Genomic DNA, 18,343 nt, shown 5'->3' with positions numbered 1-18,343 from the left:
TGGCAAAACCTCCTCAGTTGAGCAAAGAGTCGTCGGCAAAAATCATGCCTGCGTCCTCAAGGGAGCACGCGTCAGGTCAGCTGGAGGGTCAGCTCTCAAATGGCTGGTAACGCCGTCCTCCTCTCGAATAGCTGCAAAAGCCGAGCCCCGGCAGCCGGCGTGCCGCCAGCCTGTGGCGACGGGCCCTGCGGGACCCAGAGGGAGCGGACGAACCCTGCTCCCCGGATTGCCGATCACCCTTATCCAGCGTCTTCAGCGCTTCGAGGATCTCGTCATAGGAGACGGCTCTTTCCGCTCCGGGATAAAGGCGAAGAGCAGGTATGGATTCGATGGCGAAGATATCGGATGCCCAGGAGGCGAGAATCGCCCGCTTTTCGTCATTGCTGATGTCGGTGGCGGTCAGCACGTCACGCGGGTGACTGAAATGTTTCGCTGGATGAAGCAGATGCCCCGCGCTGATCGCTGCCCTGGCTTGCTGCTCGATGGAATTGCTGGTGCTTTCCTTTCTCATGGCTTGGCTCCACTGATGTTGACCGATGGAACTTCATGCATTCTCATTTTGGTGGCGAGGCCCGCCCCGAGGGCAGGACGGGCCAGGCGATCGCTTAGAAGTCCATGCCGGCGCCGGCCGGCATTGCCGGTGCGGCGTCTTTCTTCGGCTTCTCGGCGATCATCGCTTCCGTCGTCACCAGCAGGCCGGCAACGGAGGCGGCATCCTGTAGTGCGGTGCGAACGACCTTGGCCGGATCGATGACGCCCTGCGCGTAGAGATCGCCATATTCGCCGGTCTGGGCGTTCCAGCCGTAAGCGAATTCGCTCTTCTCCCGCAGCTTGCCGACGATGATCGAACCTTCCGCGCCTGCGTTTTCGGCGATCTGGCGAACCGGCGCCTCGATTGCACGACGAACGATGTCGACGCCGACGCGCTGGTCATCATTGGCCGTCTTGATAGCGTCGAGCGCCTTGACCGCGCGCAGCAATGCCACGCCGCCGCCGGGCAGGATGCCTTCTTCGACCGCCGCGCGGGTTGCATGCAGCGCGTCGTCGACGCGGTCCTTCTTTTCCTTCACTTCGACTTCCGTCGAGCCGCCGACGCGGATGACGGCAACGCCGCCGGCGAGCTTGGCAAGACGTTCCTGCAGCTTCTCGCGGTCGTAGTCGGAGGTGGTCTCTTCGATCTGGGCGCGGATCTGAGCGGTGCGACCGTCAAGTTCCGCCTTCGAACCGGCACCATCGATGATGGTGGTGTTTTCCTTCTCGATCGCCACCTTCTTGGCCCGGCCGAGCATGTTGAGCGTCACATTCTCGAGCTTGATGCCGAGGTCTTCGGAGATGACGGTGCCGCCGGTCAGGATGGCGATGTCTTCGAGCATGGCCTTGCGGCGGTCGCCGAAGCCGGGGGCCTTGACGGCAGCGATCTTCAGGCCGCCGCGGAGCTTGTTGACGACGAGCGTTGCAAGCGCTTCGCCTTCGACATCTTCAGCGATGATGAGGAGCGGCTTGCCGGACTGAACGACAGCTTCGAGAACCGGCAGCATCGACTGCAGGTTCGACAGTTTCTTCTCGTGGATCAGGATATAGGGATCCTCGAGCTCGACCCGCATCTTGTCCTGGTTGGTGACGAAGTAGGGGCTGAGATAGCCGCGGTCGAACTGCATGCCTTCGACGACTTCGAGTTCGGTTTCGGCGGTCTTGGCCTCTTCGACCGTGATGACGCCTTCGTTGCCGACCTTTTCCATCGCTTCGGCGAGATAGCGGCCGATCTCGGAATCACCGTTGGCTGAAATAGTACCGACCTGGGCAATTTCGGAATTGTTGGAGATCTTGCGGGCGTTAGCCTTCAATTCCGCGACCACCGCGTCGACGGCAAGATCGATGCCGCGCTTCAGATCCATCGGGTTCATGCCGGAGGCAACCGCCTTTGCGCCCTCCTTGACGATCGCCTGGGCGAGAACGGTCGCCGTCGTGGTACCGTCGCCGGCGAGATCATTCGTCTTGGATGCTACTTCACGCAGCATTTGAGCACCCATGTTTTCGAACTTGTCTTCGAGTTCGATTTCCTTGGCGACCGAAACGCCGTCCTTGGTGATGCGCGGCGCGCCGAAGGACTTGTCGATCACAACGTTGCGGCCCTTCGGGCCGAGCGTTACTTTCACCGCATTGGCCAATACATCGACCCCACGCAGCATGCGTTCACGGGCATCGCTATGAAATTTGACTTCTTTCGCAGCCATTCTGTAACTCCTTCAATAGGCAGCTTTTTTGACTAATGCGCGGAAATCGCCTCAGGCGGCGATCTTTTCGGCGGCCCGGGCCTCGATGATGCCCATGACATCGCTTTCCTTCATGATCAGCAGGTCTTCGCCGTTGATCTTGATCTCAGTGCCGGACCACTTGCCGAACAGGATGCGGTCGCCGACCTTGACGTCGAGCGGCTGGACCTGGCCAGCATCATCGCGCGCGCCGGGGCCGACGGCGATAACCTCGCCTTCCTGCGGCTTTTCCTTGGCGGTATCGGGTATGATGATGCCGCCCTTGGTCTTTTCCTCGGAATCGACGCGGCGGACGAGAATGCGATCATGAAGCGGTCGGAACGACATGTTTTCCTCCAATGGACAAACAATAATGATGTTGTTCCCCTGGCCGGACCGGATGACCAGTCCGGGCGGGTGCAAAACCTCGATCGAGCGTTCTGCGCGCAATGATCTGGTTTTGCGCTTTTCCCATTTCAAGAGGGCGCCATAAAAAAATTAGCACTCACTCGGAGTGGCTGCTAACATCCTGTAAAGGAACAATAAACAGGGTGGACGCGTTCAGAAATCCGTTGATGGCCGCAAAATTTTGCGCCACCTTTCGAGCGTCATGAAACGGAGATGAAGCATGCAATTTTCATCAGATCTGGAGCGTCAGCTGAACGGCTATGGACTGACCACCGCGCATATCCTCTATCGCATTCCTGATTTTGAATCCGTGCTGCAGACCTATGTCTGGCAGGATTACGACCTCGCCCCGGACTTTCCGGAAATGCACAAGTTTCTCGATTTCTGGCAGTCGACGCTCGACGGGCCGCTACACTCCGTTCGCTACACCCATCAGCAACTGATCGGACCTAACGAATGGCGCCGCGTCATGGGCGAGTTCAAGCTCCACTAGCTCCGGCATCCATCGCAGTCGATAATCCGGCCGCGCGATCCTGCGAAGCCCGACCGATCACTCGTGCTCTGCAGGGCATGGCCAAGTTGCCGGCGCCGAGAGGCCGGGCGGCAGCTTGGTCGAGGCATCGCCGCAGGCGAGCTCGATCTGCGCCTGTTCGAGCCCGGCGGCAGCCGAGAGGTCGAGGCCCTCGATGCGGGTCAGGAACATGAAGGCGCGCTCGAATGTCGCCGGGCCTTCGAAGGTGGCGTTGGAGAGATCGGCGCGGGAGAGATTTGCGAAGGAGAATTTCACCCCCGTCAGCACTGCCTTGTCGAAATCGGCGCGGCCGAGTTCGGCCTTTTCGAAGCTCACGCCGGCGAGCCGGGCGCCGCCGAAATTGGCGCGCTGCAGCTCAGCGCCGGCGAAGGAAGCGCCTTCGGCGGCAATATTCGCGAAACTGGCGCGATAGGCCTCGACCTTGGCGAAGTTGGCCCCTTCGGCATGTGAGCCTTCGAGCGAGGCACGCACCAAAGTCGCCTTCTCCAGATTGGCGGATTTGAAATTCGCACCACTGAGATCGGTCAGCGAGAAATCGGTGCTGAAGAGATTGGCGCCTTCGAGATCACTGCCCTGCAGCATCAGGTTTTTCTTCGAGCATTCCTGCCAGTCGAGCTTCGGCGAGGCCGTGCTGCCGCAATCGGCAGCGCGCGTAGAGATCGGAGCGGCGGCGAGAAGAAGGAAGGCAAGGAGGCCGAGCGCCGATCGATGCATTGCCATTGAACTGTTGATCTCCATGACGCTTATCACGCCGCCTCTCGCGAAGCAGGCGCTCCCATTTCTACACAGCTCAGAATACAATAAAAAGATGGCGAACGCGCCGGCAATGATTTGCGGGGTCACTCCGTCCGAAGCGTTCATCCGCTTTGCCCGGGCAAGCGGCCATCCGGTCTTCCAAGCCAAGCGGTCAATCCGTTTTGGAGGGCAGACGAAGCTCCATGCAGGTGAGATCCAGCCAGCGGCCGAACTTGGTGCCGACCTCGGAAAATCTGCCGGCGATGCGGAAGCCGAGCTTCTCGTGCAGCCGGATCGAGGCGGTGTTCTCAGCCTCGATGCCGGCGATCATCACGTGGACATTGCCGGCGGCGGCACGCGCGATCAATTCGCGCATCAGGGTCTCGCCGATACCGGCGCCGCGGCAATCCTTGTCGACATAGACGGAATGTTCGACCGTATGGCGGTAGCCGTCAAAGGCGCGCCAATCGCCGTAGGAGGCGTACCCCGCGACCTTGCCCGACATTTCGGCGACGATGACGGGAAAGCCGCGCCCCTTGCGCGCCCTCAGCCATTCCCGCCGGTTTTCGAGATCGACGAGCGTCTCGTTCCAGATCGCCGTCGTGTGCTCCACGGCGTGATTGTAAATCTCGCGGATGGCGGGAAGATCGGCTTCGGTAGCGTCGCGAATGAGGACGGTGTCTGTCATGGTTGGTCCGGTTTGATTGGCTATCTGGGGTGGCATACGCCGCGGTTCAGAAGATGTAAACGGCAGTGGAGACCGCGGTTGCGGGACGGTTGCGCCCGGCCGCCGTTCAGAAACCCGATGCCGACAGGCTGAAACAGGTGAACACCGCCGAATAATGCACGGCCGCGGCGATGACGACGAAGCCATGCCAGATGGCGTTCTGGAAGCGCAGTTTCTCCCAGACATGAAAGATGACGCCGAGCGAGTAGAGGACGCCGCCGATGACGATCAGCAGCATCGAGGCGGAGGGGATGCGCGCGGAGACAGGCCCGGCGACCAGCACGCCGCTCCAGCCCATGGCGAGGTAAAGCAGGATGGCGAGACGGTCGTAGCGGCCGGGAAAGGCGCATTTCAGGACGATGCCGACGACGGCGAACAGCCAGATCGCCACCAGCATGTACAAGAGCAGCGGATCGTCCGCGCCGCGTTGGAGGAAGGGTGTATAGGTGGCGGCGATCAGGATGAAGATCGCCGAATGATCGAAGCGGCGCAGGAACCATTTCGTGCGCGAGACCGGCCAGAGATTGTAGGAAAAGGAAATGGCAAGCGTCAGCACCAGTCCGACGCCATAGATCCAGGCGGCGGCGAGTGCGCCATAGGAGCTCCAGACCGTGGCGTAGAAGATCAGAACGGTGGCGCCGATCAGCGCCAGCACGAGGCCGACGCCATGGACGATGCCATCGGCGATCAGCTCATATCTGTCGTAAGCCCAGCGAATGCCGTTGAACTCAGCCATGCGCGCCAATCCGTTTCGTGCCCGATGGTGATGGTCGCATTGAACCGATGGCGGCGCAACAGCGGCACGTCGCGCCAGCGGTAAATCTTCGTGACAGACCGCACGACATCTTCCCCGCCTCGACGGCGCGAAAGAGCACTCGGAAAACGGAGCGGCGCAGATTCAGATCTTCGGCCGCTCGACTAGCACTGAGCACTTGGCGTGACGCACGACGCGGTCGGCCGTGGCGCCGATAAAGTAGTTGGAAAAATCCGGAATATGCGAGGCGAGGATGATGAGGTCGGCGCCATGGCTTTCGGCGGCCGCGATAATGGCCTTGGCCGGCGGACCGTTGCGGATGTCGATCCTTGCCGCAATTCCGGTGGTAGCAACCAGCCCTTCCAACTTGTCGCGACTGTCCTTCAATGCGTCCTCGAGCATATTGGCCGGGAGCTCGATCGCGACATAGGTCGGCACATCCTCGACGACGTTGAGGGCGACGATCTCGCCGCCTTCATCGAGCAGCGACGCGGCCTTGCGAAGAATGTTCTCTCCCCTGTCGAGGCGGCCGAGCGCGATCGCCACGATAATCTTCCTGTACATGGCTTCCCTCCATGACTGAGATGCATAAGCGTGCTCTAATAAAGATATGGGCGCATTGACTCCGATCAAGGCCGGCGCGCGTCATCGTCAACAGCTGCTCAACGCTTCATCCTCAAAAACGAGCCTTCTGTGAACAATCCAGATGAGCCATATAGGGGACAAGTACGGCAACCCGAGGAGATCAGGCGAATGAACCGGCGACACTTTCTCGGGTTTGCTACAGGCGGCATGGTTGCCGCCACCGCCGGTGCGCCTTCAATTTCAGAGGCAGGAGAATTATTCATGACGACCGAGACATCCTATGCGCTGACGCGGCCTGCCTATATCGACCAATCGCATCTCGTCGTCCGAGACCTTGCGCTTGTGTCCGGCTTTTATCAGTCGATGCTCGGCCTGAAAGTCATCGAAAAGACGGCAAGCGGCGAAGTCCTTGGAGTCGGCGGGCAGCCGCTGCTGGCGCTGACGACCGCCGGCAATGCCGCAATCGCGCCGCGAAACGCCGCAGGCCTGTTCCACACCGCCTTCCTGATGCCGGACCGAACCGAACTGGCGCGCTGGCTGCGGCATGCGGCGCATAACAATGTCGTGCTTGACGGCGCTTCCGACCATCTCGTCAGCGAGGCGATCTATCTTTCAGACCCGGAAGGCAACGGCATCGAAATCTATGCCGACCGGCCGCACCAGGGATGGAAGTTTCATCAGGACGGCATGGTGGAGATGGCGACGCAGCGTCTCGACCTGCAGGCGCTTTACGACAGCGCGCCGGACGAGCGCTGGGGCGGCATGGCGCAGGGGACGGCGATTGGCCATCTGCATCTGCAGGTCGGAGATATCCCGCAAGCCGACGCCTTTTACCGCGACGTGCTCGGCCTCAAGCTGATGGCCCGCTATCCCGGCGCGAGCTTCTTTGCGACCGGCGGCTATCACCACCATCTCGCCGCCAATATCTGGAACAGCCGGGGTGCGGGCCCGCGCGCCGACAATATGACCGGCCTGTCCGATTACAAGATCCGTTTCAACGACAAGGCGACGCTCGATGCGGCGGTCTCGAAGCTCGACGCACTGGAGATCAACAGCGAGAAGCGCGATGGCGGCGTCTTCCTCCGGGATCCCTGGGGCATCGGCCTGACGCTGTCGGCCTGACCGGGACGCTATTGGACCTTCTCGGTTCCCGATGGCGTCGTCACCCCGGTCGGCCCGCCGCCGTTGCCACTCGGCGCCGGCGAACGGTCTGTTGCTTCCGGCGGCCGTGCAGGACCGGAGGCCGGGTCATCGTTGAACGTGCCGGGACCGGACGGCTGCGTATTGATCGGATCCGGTTTCGTCGACGCCGTCGCCGTCGGATCGTTATTGTCTGGGTCGGGCCAGATCGCAACACTGACGCCGGCAATGATGAGAACGGCCGCGCCTGCCGCAAGGACCGTCCAGGCCCACCACCGCCGTTGGTCGGCGGCTTTCAGGCCCCTCTCGTCGGCGTAAGGGGGATTGGTCGAATAGGTCTCGGTGGTTTTCGTCCGATCGGGATCTTCGGTCATGAGCTATCTCCTTCCGACGTCGAACGCCCGCGACTGCAAGCTTGTTCCGGCGATGCAATTCAACTCGCTTGCTTGCCGGCGCGGGGCGGAGGTCCTCTCGCCTGACCGCGCACGCCTGCAACGGGCGCCATTTGCGGCATCGCGTGACCTTGCGGAACCGGAACCGAAGCAGCGCGTTCTTGTGGCGAAGCAATGGGGCTTCGGGGACCTCACCGCATGGGCATCGCCAACGGCATCCGCAAACAGGCAAAGAAGATCGCCGACGGCGAACGCCGCACCAGCACCTGGGCAAAGACATTGCAGGAGGCGGCGGAGGAGCTGCCACCACCTGCGCCGGTGCGTCGTGTGGAAAAGGACGGGCTGGATATCAGCACGGCCTGGGCGATCATCGGCATCTTCGCCATCCTCGGGCTGGCGGCCGTCTATATGATGTCGCTGATCCTCATCCCCATCACGCTTGCGGTGGTCGTCGGCATGATCCTCGGCCTCGCCGCCGAAAATCTCAGTAAGATGGGAGTGCCGCGGCTCGCCAACGCCTTTCTGCTGTCAAGCGGGGTCGCTCTTGTCATCGCGCTGCTGGCCAACTCGCTTGCGGATCCGCTGACGACGCTTGCCAATGAAGCCCCGGCTTTCGTCGAGCGCACGATCAGCCGTATCATGCCTTATCTGGAGCGCATCGAATGGTTGCACATCACGCCGGCGACATTCGAAAGCGGGCCGATGTCAATCGGTGCACTGCTCGAAAACACCGGCAACGTCCTGCATGTGGTGACCACCAGCCTGACGCCGGCGCTGGTGCAGGGGCTGATCTTTTTCGCTGCGCTGCTGCTCTTCCTCGCCAGTCGGGTCAATCTGCGCAAGACGATCATCATGACCTTCCGCACCCGCCCGCAGCGGCTGGCCGCGATCCGCATCATCAATGCCGTCGAACAGGTGCTCGGCTTCTACTTTGCCACCGCCTCGCTGATTTATGTCGGGCTTGGCATCGTCATGACCATTATCGCTTATGCGAGCGGCTTGTCGGCACCGGTGCTGTGGGGCTTCTTCGCCTTCCTGTCGAGCTTCATTCCTTATCTCGGCATCACGCTGATGACGCTGTCTGTCGCTATCGCCGGCATCATTACATATGACGGCTTCATCGTCGGCCTGATGCCGGCCGCCGCCTTCTTCACGGTGCATCTCGTCATGGAAAACATCATCTTCCCGGCGGTGATGGGGCGACGGCTCGAAATCAACCCCTTCATCGTCTTCATCGCCATCCTGTTCTGGACGTGGATGTGGGGTGCGGTCGGAGCGATGCTGGCGCTGCCGCTGTCGTTGATCGTCATGACCATTATCGAGGAGTTGTTGATCGAGGAACGACCGCAGCCGCAATTGCCGAAGTGATCAAGCGAGGAGACATCCGTTGGCATCTGATCCCGATCTCGACGAATCCGATCATGACCAGATGGTCAGCGGCCGTTCGCTTTGGGGGAGGAATGCCATCCGTCCGGAGTGGCGGCCGATCGAGCAGAGCATTGCTGCCGATGTGGCGGTGATCGGCGGCGGCATCACCGGTGCGCTGATCGCAGAACATCTGACGGCGCGGGGCTTTTGCGTTGTTATCGTCGACCGGCAGGAACTGGACTTTGGCAGCACCGCCGCCAGCACGGCGATGCTGCAATGGGAAATCGACAGCACGCTCAGCGAGCTGGAGACCTGGTATGGCTTCGAGCGTGCGGCCGGCATCTATCGCCGCAGCGCCGCTGCCGTCGCCGGCCTTGCCAAGCTGATCGCCACAAACGGCATCGCCTGCGGTTTTCGGTCGCGCAACACGCTCTATCTCGCCGCCAATCAGGAAGGTGCCCGCGACCTGCAGGCGGAGCGCCAGCTGCGCCGCCGGGCCGGCCTGCCCGGCGTCTATCTCGAACATCCCGATCTCTTCACCCAGTTCGAGCTCGATCGCGATGGCGCGATCTATTCGCCGGGTTCGGCGGAAGCCGATCCGTTGCTGCTCACCTGGGCGCTGATCGCGATCGCTGTGCGGCGCGGCGCGCAGTTGCTCAAGGCTTCGGTGACCGCGTTGCACAGCGACGGCGACCACGTCACTGCCGAAACCGACGGAGGCCATGTCATCCAAGCGCGCCATCTTGTGCTGGCGACCGGCTATTCGATGCCGGGTCTCGAGATGCCGAAGCTGCACCGCGTCTGTTCGAGCTGGGCGTTCGCCACCGTGCCCCAAAACCCGGCAAGGCTCTGGCGCGACAGGGCGCTGATCTGGGAGGACAGCCATCCCTATCTCTACATGCGCACGACAGCGGATCACCGCATCGTCGCCGGTGGTGAAGACGACGGCACCGTCAATGCTGCGGTGCGCGAGCGGAAGCTGCCGGCGAAGATCCGTGTAATTCAGGCGAAGATGCAGCGGCTCTGGCCGAGGGCCGACACCCGCATCGCCCATGCCTGGGGCGGAACCTTCGGCGAAACCGCCGACGGCCTGCCGCTGATCGGCCCGGTACCCGGCATGCCGCATGTGTTCGCCGCCTATGGCTACGGCGGCAACGGCATTACCCTTTCCTATCTCGCTGCCCAGATGATCGGCGCGATGATTGCCGGCATGCATCGCGACTGGTTCGAGGATTTCGCGCTCGATCGCGACGGGCCGGGGCTGCGGCGGTTTGGGGAAGATAGGGCGCGAGCGGGGAGTGAACTGCGGTAGAGGCCTTGTAGTGGCTGTCGTGCCGTGGCCGCCCCCTCTGCCCTGCGGGGCATCTCCCCCACGAGTGGGGAGATCGGCTGGGCTTGGTGACCTCCCCAAACAACTGGCATCGCGGCTCGGCAAAACGGTAGAGAGGCGGAAGGCTTGGCTACTTGCCAATCTCCCCACCTCTGGGGGAGATGCCCGGCAGGGCAGAGGGGGCGGCCACGGCACACCTTCAATAGCGAACTACTCCGTCGTGCGATCATCCCCCATATCATCGACATCATCGAGGCGAACAAACTCCGTGCCCTTCACCTTCAGATCGACCAGCGCCTTTGCTACCCCCTCGCCCGCCGCATGGGTCGGCTGGTTGATGTGGGAGATGACGACGTCACCGTCCTTGGCCGAGGCGATGCGCTTTTCGGTAATTGCAGCGCCGAGCAGCGAGCCGCCGTCGCCGTTCACCGAATAACCGGCGATGCGGTAGCCGAGGGCGCGGATTTCGCCGATTGCCGAAAGGTCATATTTGGCGGTCGAGCCGCGGAACCAGTGCGGTGCGGGAATGCCGGATGCGAGCATGGCGGCAGCGCCGCCTTCGACTTCCTGGCGGACGGCCTGCGGCGAGCCGGCGGACGCTATGCCATAGACCCGCGTCGGCGTATCGACGGCGGGAATGTGGTTCTCACCATGATTTTCGAGTTCGAACAGGTCGGGGTTCTGCAGGAAGACGGCGAGCGCGGCGGGATTGCGCTTCAGCCAGCGAGCGGTGACGAAGATCGTCGCGGGAATGCGCTCGCGCACCAGGGTCGACAGGATGCGCTCGTCCGCCTGGCCCATGCAGGCATCGAAGGTCAGCGCAATGCGAGCATGGCCCGCGATGTTGGAGCGGGCAATATGCAGATGCGGCTCGACGAGGTTTACCGCCGGACCCTTGATGACCGGAGCGCCGGCAGCCGGCAGCAGCGGCGTTTCGGCCGCGCACACCGTGGAGAGGCCGGCCAGAAGAAACGCCGAAGCAAGCAAGATGCGGTTCATGGAAGGACTTCTACGATTCAATCGGCCGAGTTTAGCGACGGCATTCGTCCACCACCATGTGGCCGGTCAGCGCAGCCAAGGCGACAGGCGATCAATCGTAGAGATAATATTTTTCCCACTTCTCGCGCGGCACCTTGTCGCCGATCTGGTAATCGAGCTGGCGCACGTTGATATGCTGCGGACCGGTGATGCAGGTGTAGGAGAGATGGTACCAGTCGCCCTTGCTGCGGAAGACCGCGCCCGGCGCCTGCAGCGAATTGTCGCCGGCGATCGGATCCTTGAAGGTATAGGCGATCACCTTGTCGGGCTTGAAGCCGGTGCTGTCCTGGTTGATGCGGCTCATCGCCTCGGTGTCGCAGCTCTGCTCCAGGCGGGTCGAGGGATCGAGTTTCTCCAGCTGCTTCTTGATGGCGGGATCGACGGCAAAGGCGGGGGCGGCAAGAGCGGCCAGGGATACAAACAGGAGCAGACGTTTCGGCATTGCGGAGAAAATCCCTTACTGTTGTCCATTCTTCACCCTGCCACAGGCGGGTTGCCAGGGGCTTGGCAGGTGTAACTTTCATGCAGCGATAGCGGACTTTCTTAAACTTTGTGGTGACATCAAGGCAGGGCGAGACAAGCCGTCGCCTTGTCTGTGGAAGGCCCCCTTCCCCCTTGGCGCTTGATCCGGAACCGGTGCGCCTCTATCTCTTGCCAACCCGACCTTCCCACCGGAGCCAATTCCTTGTCCGTTTTCAAAAACCTGCCGACACCGCCTGCCGCCCCGAAGAAGCCCGTCTCCGATACGCGCCACGGCATTACCCGCACGGACGATTATGCCTGGCTGCGCGCCGACAACTGGCAAGCGATGTTCAAGGATCCCTCGATCCTCGATCCCGAGATCCGCCGGCATCTCGAAGCTGAAAACGCCTATATGAATGCGGCGATGGAAGACACCAAACCGCTGCAGAAGGTGCTGTTTTCCGAAATGCGCGGCCGCATCAAGGAAGACGACAGCTCGGTGCCGGTGAAGGACGGCGCCTATGCCTACGGCACATCCTACGTGACCGGCGGCGAGCAGCCGCGCTACTTCCGCATCCCCCGCGACGGCGATGTCGCCGACGAGACGATCCGCATGGTGCTGCTGGACGGCGACAAGGAGGCAACGGGCAAAGCCTATTTCCGCCTCGCCGGCCTCGACCACTCGAGCGACCACGGCCGCGGCATCTGGGGTTATGACGATAAGGGCTCGGAATTCTTCACACTGAAGGTGCGCGACCTCTCGACCGGCCAGGATCTCGACGACGTGATCGAGAATACCGGCGGCGGCGGCGTCTGGGCGCCCGATGGTAAGAGCTTCTTCTATTCGGCGCTCGACGAGAACCACCGGCCCTCGAAAGTGTTCCACCATATTGTCGGCCGGCCGCAGTCGGAAGACCGGCTGGTCTATGAGGAAACCGATGCCGGCTTCTTCATGGGCGTCGGCGGCTCGCTGCTCGACGATTTCATCTATATCGACATCCACGACCACGAGACCAGCGAATACCGGCTGCTGTCGACCAAGGATCTGACAGCCGAGCCGAAGCTGGTGGCGGCGCGCGAGGAAGGCATCGAATATTCGATGACCGAGGGCGGCGACGTCTTCTATATTCTGACGAATGACGGCGGCGCCAAGGATTTCAAGATCATGGAAGCGCCTGTGGACAATCCGGGCAAGGAAAACTGGCGCGAAGTGGTTCCCCATAAGCCCGGCACGCTGATCATCAGCCACATGGCCTATGCCCGCCATCTCCTGTGGCTGGAGCGCAAGGACGGGCTGCCGCGGATCATCATCCGCGACCGGTCGACCGGTGAGGAACACGCGATCGCCTTTGCCGAGGAAGCCTATTCGCTGGGGCTGTCGGGTGCTGCGGAATACGACACGGATGTCATCCGCTTCTCCTATTCCTCGATGACGACGCCATCGCAGCTCTACGACTACAACATGGTGACGCGCGAGCGCACGCTCTTGAAGACGCAGGAAGTGCCGTCGGGCCACAATCCCGAAGACTACGTCACCCGCCGGGTCTTCGCCCCCGCCTGGGATGGCGAGACCGTGCCGGTCACCCTGCTCTACCGCAAGGACACGCCGCTCGACGGCAGCGCCCCCTGCCTGCTCTATGGCTACGGCGCCTACGGCATTACCATTCCGGCCGGCTTCAACACCAATTGCCTGTCGCTCGCCGACCGCGGCTTCGTCTATGCCATCGCCCATATCCGCGGCGGCAAGGACAAGGGCTTTGCCTGGTACGAAGACGGCAAGATGGACAAGAAGACGAACAGCTTCAAGGACTTCGTCGCCGCGGCCGATTATCTGAATCAACAGAAGTTCACCTCTTACGCGAAGATCATCGCTGAGGGCGGCTCGGCCGGCGGCATGCTGATGGGCGCCGTCGCCAACATGGCGCCGGAAAAATTCGCCGGCATCATCGCCGCCGTTCCCTTCGTCGACGTGCTCAACACCATGCTCGACGACACCTTGCCGCTGACGCCGCCGGAATGGCCGGAATGGGGCAACCCGATCGACAGCCGCGAAGAATACGAGCAGATCGCCGCCTATTCGCCCTATGACAATGTCGGCCCCAAAGCCTACCCGCCGATCCTGGCGCTAGGCGGCCTGACCGACCCGCGCGTCACCTATTGGGAGCCGGCCAAATGGGTGGCGAAGCTGCGTGAGCAGACGACCGGCGCGGCGCCGATCCTGCTCAAGACCAATATGGATGCCGGCCATGGCGGCGCGTCCGGGCGTTTCCAGCGGTTGGAAGAGATTGCGTTTGAGTATGCGTTTGCGATCAAGGTGGCGGGGAAGATGTGAATTTTTAGGGGGGTGCCGTGGTCGCCCCCTCTGCCCTGCCGGGCACCTCCCCCACAGGCGGGGAGATCGGCAAGTGGCCAAACCTTCCCGCCTCTCTACCGTTTCGCCCAGCCGCGACGCTGGTTGTTTGGGAAGCCAGCAAGCCCAGCCAATCTCCCCACCTGTGGGGGAGATGCCCGGCAGGGCAGAGGGGGGCGGCACGGCACAACGGTCAAAGGAGAAGGAAATGCCCATCTACATCGCCCTCCTCCGCGCCGTAAACGTCGGCGGCACCGGCGCCTTGCCGATGACCGAATTGAAAACAATCTGCGAAGAGCTCGGCTTCACGGATGTCAAAACCTATATCCAGAGCGGCAATGTGCTCTTCCGCTCGGATGAATCCGAAACGGCGGTGGAGGAAAAGCTCGACGCAGCCCTCGGCAAGACGATGGGCAAGCGGCCAGGCGTGATGGTGCGAACCCGGAAGGAGCTCGACGCGATCGTCGCCGACGCACCCTTCCCCGACGCCAAACCGAACTTCCTGCTCGTCTATTTCCTGCCCGAAAGAGCCCCTGCCGATGCACTCGAAAATATGGTGGCGCCCGACGGCGAGGAGGCAAAACTCGCGGCCCGCGAAATCTATGTGCACTATCCCAATGGCTCCGGCCGCTCGAAGCTGAAGCTGCCGGCGCTGAAACCAGCGACCTCGCGCAATCTCAATACCGTGCGCAAGCTCGCGGAAATGGCCGCAGCGATGGAACGTTAACGGCAGCTAGGCCTTCGGCATTTCCGCGGCCGGCAGGAAGAGCATCTTTACGAAAGTCCTGAGCATCAGCACCTGTTCGGCCAGCGTGTTCGGCTCCTTCAGTGTCTTCGACAGGACGATGCCGCCTTCCAGGACTGAGGACACCATATCGGCGAGCTGGTCGATATTGACGGGTTCGCGCGGCGGATAGACCTCCATGATATCGCGAAGCATGCGGCTGAAACGGCGCCGCCAGGCAAGCACCGCATTGCGGTTGGTCTCCTGTATCTCCCGGTCGAACAGTCGCTCGTAATAGCAGACGGTCGCCACAAGGCAGCCGGGATGGCCGTTCGGCAGGTCGGAGAGCAGTTCGGACAGCAGCTTCAGCCCGAGCAGGAAGGATTGCAGCGGATCGTCCACCAGATCCTTAGCGCGGCTGAAGATCTCGTCGTAGATGCGCTCGTCATTTTCGATGTAGCGGTTGAGCAGGGCCTTGGCGAGCTCGTTCTTGTCCCTGAAATGATAGAAGAAGCCGCTCTTGGTGATGCCGGTCTCGGCAATCAGCTCCTCGATGGAGGTGCCGCCGAACCCCTTCTGCAACACAGCCGCCTCGGCCACATCGAGGATGCGGGTCCTGGTTTCCTCGCCCTTTCGCATATCCCCTCCTGTACCGGCGGTACAGTTTTGATCGGCGCACGGTCAGAACTTGCCTGCGTCCCCGGCAGCTTCGGTTACGCCAAGCGATTGATATTAACCGGCAAAAGCCAAAACCGCCGGCAGTATACCGCAAGTCGCCTAGTTTGACAGCCGATTAAGCGCGAGAACTTCGTTCGACGACAGCTGTTCGGCTGCCGCGAGGAAAAGGCTTCAACAATGGCAAAGTACAGAAACGGTCTGCCGCAGCTCAAAGGCGGCACCTTCATTACCGATGGCGGCATGGAAACGACGATGATCTTTCAAGAAGGCATCGAGCTTCCGCATTTCGCTGCTTTCATATTGCTGGCTTCCGAAGACGGGCGCCAGCGGATGCGGAATTACTATCGCCGTTATCTCGATATCGCGCGGCGGCACGGCACGGGCTTCGTGCTCGACACCGCGACATGGCGCGCCAATCCGGACTGGGGGCAGAAGCTCGGCTATACCGCTGACGCCCTGAAGGCGGCCAACGAGGAAGCCGTCGACCTGCTCGTCGGGTTACGCAGCGCCTATGAGCGGCCGGAGCAGCCGATCGTCATCAGCGGCGCGATCGGCCCGCGCGGCGACGGCTATAAGGCGGGCAGCATGGATGCCGCCGAAGCGGAAGACTACCACGCTTTCCAGATCGGGGCTTTCGCCGGCACCGAGGCCGACATGGTGACCGCCTTCACGCTGACCAATATTGACGAGGCGATCGGCGTGGCGCGGGCGGCACAGTCGTTCAACATGCCCTCGGCCATCTCCTTCACGCTGGAGACGGATGGCAGACTGGTGACGGGTCACAGCCTTCAGGATGCCATCGAGACCACGGATGCGGCGACCGGCGGGACGCCGGCCTATTACATGATCAACTGCGCCCATCCCTCGCATTTCGAAGGTGCACTCGATCCCGGCAGCGCCTGGGCAATGCGCATTTCCGGCATTCGCGCCAACGCCTCGACCATGAGCCACGAGCAGTTGGACAATAGCGAGACGCTGGATGCGGGCGATCCCGAGGATCTCGGCAGCCGCTACCGCAAGCTCATCGGCCGCATGCCGGCGGTGCGCGTGCTCGGCGGCTGCTGCGGCACCGACCACCGCCATGTCGCGGCGATCTGCGAGGCATGCCTGCCGCAGGCGGCATGACAGCGGTAGGAGGCCTGTATCCGGCTACGGCGTGCCATGTGTGCCCCCTCTGCCCTGCCGGGCATCTCCCCCACAGGTGGGGAGATGGGCTGGGCTCACTGGCTTCCCCAAACAATGAGCGTCCAGCACGACGAAACGGTAGATGAGTAGGAAGTTCAATCCGCTTGTGATCTCCCCGCCTGTGGGGAGATGCCCGGCAGGGCAGAGGGGGGCTGCTACGGCACAAGGCCAGAGAGACCAGTTCATTGCCGATCTGCGTCAAGAAGGCTGAGGGCGTCAGTCTCCGACCGCGTCTTTCGTCTGTTTGGCCTTGTAGCCGCTGATCTCCTCGCCGGCGGTCGCGGAGAAACGCAAGTTCCAGAAGGTCGCGGTGATCGAGATGAGCGTGACGACGACGAAGGCGGTGGAGAAATCGTCGAGCGACGGCGTTTCGACATTGTTGAAGGCCATGGAGCCGTGCAGCGCCAAGGCACCGATGCAGATGCCGAGCGACAGCATCAGCTGCTGGAAGGTGGTGTAGAAACTCGTGGCCGAGCTCATCCGCTCCTTGTCGATCTCGTCATAGGCAATCGTGTTATAGGCGGTGAACTGGAACGACAGGAAGAAGGCGCTGAGTATCAGCACGATGAAGATGAGCGGCATCGGCCAGTCCGGCCGGAAGGCGGCGCAGAGGCCGTAACCGACCGTGCCGAAGATGCCGTTGAGGACGAGGCTGCGGCGGAAGCCGAGCCGGCTGAAGACGAATTTTGCCATCGGCTTCATGGCGAGCGCACCAAGTGCTGTGGCGATGACGATCTGGCCGGCGGCGGCGGCCGACAGGCCGAAGCCGATCTGGAAGAGCAGCGGCAGCAGGAAGGGCTGTGCGCCCTGGGTGATGCGGGTCAGCGAACCGGCTATGACCGAAGTGCCGAAGCTCGGCACCTTCATCAGCGAGAAATCCAGAATCGGCGACGGATGCCGGCGGGCATGCCTGAGATAGGCGATGCCGAAGATGAGGCCGACGGCGATCAGGAAGAGCGAGAAGGCGCCCTCGCCTTCATGGCTCGACATTTCGAAGCCGAAAAGCAGCGAGCCGAGCGAGAGGCCCGAGAGCACGAAGCCGATCGTATCGAAGGGACCGCTCGCCTTGCCTTTGACCTCGTCGATATAGATCGAGACGAAGATCATGCCGATGATGCCGATCGGCACGTTGATGTAGAAGATCCAGCGCCAGTCGAGGTAGGTGACGAAGAAACCGCCGAGCGGTGGGCCGACGATCGGGCCGATCAGCGCCGGCACCAGCAGCCAGGACATGGCGCTGACCATATCCTTGCGGTCGACGCTGCGCATCAGCACGAGGCGGCCGACCGGCATCATCATCGCGCCGCCCAGGCCCTGCAGCAGCCGCGCCAGCACCAGGAAGGACAGCGTCGGCGCCAGCGCGCAGAGGATGGAGCCGATGACGAAAACGGCGATTGCCGCGCGGAACACGGTGCGGGAACCGAAACTGTCGGCCATCCGGCCGCTCGCCGGAATGAAGATCGCCAGGCTGAGGAGATAGGAGGTGAGAGCGATCGACATGGCCGGGGCGCTGACCGCGAAGTCGCGCGCCATGGTCGGCAGCGCCGTCGCCAGCACGGTCGCATCGATATTTTCCATCAGCATCGCACTCGCGACGATCATCGCGATCACCCGGAAATTGGGCGCGGCGCGCCGAACCATAGGCGCCTGGTAAATCTGATCCGACATCGTCCGGGATCACTC

19 protein-coding genes are annotated in these 18,343 nt (G+C 62.1%); 7 read left to right on the top strand and 12 right to left on the bottom strand.

The features are described from left to right. Positions 1 to 88 precede the first annotated feature (88 nt). From N2597_RS04740 to groES, 3 genes are all read right to left on the bottom strand, one after another. Positions 89 to 511, bottom strand: coding sequence for a hypothetical protein (locus tag N2597_RS04740; protein ID WP_106795351.1), 423 nt, complete (start codon positions 509 to 511; stop codon positions 89 to 91). A gap of 94 nt (positions 512 to 605) precedes the next feature. After that, a complete protein-coding gene (groL, locus tag N2597_RS04735; protein ID WP_077994808.1) occupies positions 606 to 2,234 on the bottom strand; it encodes a chaperonin GroEL in 1,629 nt (542 codons plus the stop codon). Between the two features lie 51 nt (positions 2,235 to 2,285). Next, complete coding sequence (groES, locus tag N2597_RS04730; RefSeq protein WP_009985402.1) at positions 2,286 to 2,600, bottom strand: co-chaperone GroES; 315 nt, start codon at positions 2,598 to 2,600, stop codon at positions 2,286 to 2,288. A gap of 280 nt (positions 2,601 to 2,880) precedes the next feature. On the opposite strand from groES, the gene N2597_RS04725 reads away from it, so the two are divergent. Further along, positions 2,881 to 3,153 carry an usg protein gene (locus N2597_RS04725; RefSeq protein ID WP_010044618.1) on the top strand — a complete coding sequence of 91 codons (273 nt, stop codon included), beginning with the start codon at positions 2,881 to 2,883 and terminating at the stop codon, positions 3,151 to 3,153. Positions 3,154 to 3,210: 57 nt separating this feature from the next. Here N2597_RS04725 and N2597_RS04720 read toward each other — a convergent pair whose 3' ends face one another. The 4 genes from N2597_RS04720 to N2597_RS04705 all read right to left on the bottom strand — a co-directional run bounded on the left by N2597_RS04720 (position 3,211) and on the right by N2597_RS04705 (position 5,972). Continuing rightward, positions 3,211 to 3,912: a pentapeptide repeat-containing protein gene (locus tag N2597_RS04720; protein ID WP_038692370.1), complete on the bottom strand. Its 702-nt coding sequence runs from the start codon at positions 3,910 to 3,912 to the stop codon at positions 3,211 to 3,213. Positions 3,913 to 4,099: 187 nt separating this feature from the next. Next, positions 4,100 to 4,615, bottom strand: coding sequence for a GNAT family N-acetyltransferase (locus N2597_RS04715; protein ID WP_077994807.1), 516 nt, complete (start codon positions 4,613 to 4,615; stop codon positions 4,100 to 4,102). A 106-nt stretch (positions 4,616 to 4,721) separates the two neighbouring features. After that, positions 4,722 to 5,390 (bottom strand): PAQR family membrane homeostasis protein TrhA, encoded by a 669-nt coding sequence (gene trhA, locus N2597_RS04710; protein WP_077994806.1) that lies wholly within the window; start codon positions 5,388 to 5,390, stop codon positions 4,722 to 4,724. A gap of 162 nt (positions 5,391 to 5,552) precedes the next feature. After that, entirely contained in the window at positions 5,553 to 5,972 is a 420-nt protein-coding gene (locus tag N2597_RS04705; RefSeq protein WP_183597031.1) for a universal stress protein, read from the bottom strand. Between the two features lie 189 nt (positions 5,973 to 6,161). Here N2597_RS04705 and N2597_RS04700 point away from each other — a divergent pair, with 189 nt between their 5' ends. Further along, positions 6,162 to 7,115, top strand: a complete 954-nt coding sequence (locus N2597_RS04700; RefSeq protein WP_183597033.1) for a VOC family protein — start codon at positions 6,162 to 6,164, stop codon at positions 7,113 to 7,115. A gap of 8 nt (positions 7,116 to 7,123) precedes the next feature. Here N2597_RS04700 and N2597_RS04695 read toward each other — a convergent pair whose 3' ends face one another. Beyond that, positions 7,124 to 7,507, bottom strand: coding sequence for a hypothetical protein (locus N2597_RS04695; protein WP_038687733.1), 384 nt, complete (start codon positions 7,505 to 7,507; stop codon positions 7,124 to 7,126). Between the two features lie 216 nt (positions 7,508 to 7,723). Here N2597_RS04695 and N2597_RS04690 point away from each other — a divergent pair, with 216 nt between their 5' ends. Together N2597_RS04690 and N2597_RS04685 are read left to right on the top strand one after the other, a co-directional pair. Then, entirely contained in the window at positions 7,724 to 8,893 is a 1,170-nt protein-coding gene (locus tag N2597_RS04690) for an AI-2E family transporter (protein ID WP_010057635.1), read from the top strand. Between the two features lie 19 nt (positions 8,894 to 8,912). After that, the gene (locus N2597_RS04685; RefSeq protein ID WP_183597035.1) at positions 8,913 to 10,205 is read left to right on the top strand and encodes an NAD(P)/FAD-dependent oxidoreductase; all 1,293 of its coding nucleotides are present in this window, start codon (positions 8,913 to 8,915) and stop codon (positions 10,203 to 10,205) included. 228 nt (positions 10,206 to 10,433) lie between these two features. Here N2597_RS04685 and N2597_RS04680 read toward each other — a convergent pair whose 3' ends face one another. Beyond that, the gene (locus N2597_RS04680) at positions 10,434 to 11,222 is read right to left on the bottom strand and encodes a polysaccharide deacetylase family protein (RefSeq protein ID WP_183597037.1); all 789 of its coding nucleotides are present in this window, start codon (positions 11,220 to 11,222) and stop codon (positions 10,434 to 10,436) included. Positions 11,223 to 11,313: 91 nt separating this feature from the next. Beyond that, on the bottom strand, positions 11,314 to 11,703 hold the full coding sequence (locus N2597_RS04675; protein ID WP_010059182.1) for a DUF930 domain-containing protein: 390 nt from the start codon (positions 11,701 to 11,703) through the stop codon (positions 11,314 to 11,316). A gap of 243 nt (positions 11,704 to 11,946) precedes the next feature. Here N2597_RS04675 and N2597_RS04670 point away from each other — a divergent pair, with 243 nt between their 5' ends. Both N2597_RS04670 and N2597_RS04665 read left to right on the top strand, forming a co-directional pair. Then, positions 11,947 to 14,055: a S9 family peptidase gene (locus N2597_RS04670; RefSeq protein ID WP_183597039.1), complete on the top strand. Its 2,109-nt coding sequence runs from the start codon at positions 11,947 to 11,949 to the stop codon at positions 14,053 to 14,055. Positions 14,056 to 14,281: 226 nt separating this feature from the next. Further along, positions 14,282 to 14,800, top strand: coding sequence for a DUF1697 domain-containing protein (locus tag N2597_RS04665; protein ID WP_096771116.1), 519 nt, complete (start codon positions 14,282 to 14,284; stop codon positions 14,798 to 14,800). Between the two features lie 6 nt (positions 14,801 to 14,806). On the opposite strand, the gene N2597_RS04660 is transcribed toward N2597_RS04665, so the two are convergent. Further along, positions 14,807 to 15,436 (bottom strand): TetR/AcrR family transcriptional regulator, encoded by a 630-nt coding sequence (locus N2597_RS04660; protein ID WP_096771117.1) that lies wholly within the window; start codon positions 15,434 to 15,436, stop codon positions 14,807 to 14,809. A 216-nt stretch (positions 15,437 to 15,652) separates the two neighbouring features. On the opposite strand from N2597_RS04660, the gene N2597_RS04655 reads away from it, so the two are divergent. After that, positions 15,653 to 16,600: a homocysteine S-methyltransferase family protein gene (locus tag N2597_RS04655; protein ID WP_183597041.1), complete on the top strand. Its 948-nt coding sequence runs from the start codon at positions 15,653 to 15,655 to the stop codon at positions 16,598 to 16,600. Between the two features lie 276 nt (positions 16,601 to 16,876). On the opposite strand, the gene N2597_RS04650 is transcribed toward N2597_RS04655, so the two are convergent. Next, positions 16,877 to 18,328 carry a DHA2 family efflux MFS transporter permease subunit gene (locus N2597_RS04650; protein WP_183597043.1) on the bottom strand — a complete coding sequence of 484 codons (1,452 nt, stop codon included), beginning with the start codon at positions 18,326 to 18,328 and terminating at the stop codon, positions 16,877 to 16,879. Positions 18,329 to 18,343: the final 15 nt, after the last annotated feature.

It is taken from the genome of Rhizobium sophoriradicis, from assembly GCF_025200795.1.
Taxonomy (GTDB): domain Bacteria; phylum Pseudomonadota; class Alphaproteobacteria; order Rhizobiales; family Rhizobiaceae; genus Rhizobium; species Rhizobium sophoriradicis.
The sequence above is the reverse complement of the archived record's forward strand: the minus strand, read 5'-3'. Positions and strand labels throughout refer to the sequence as shown.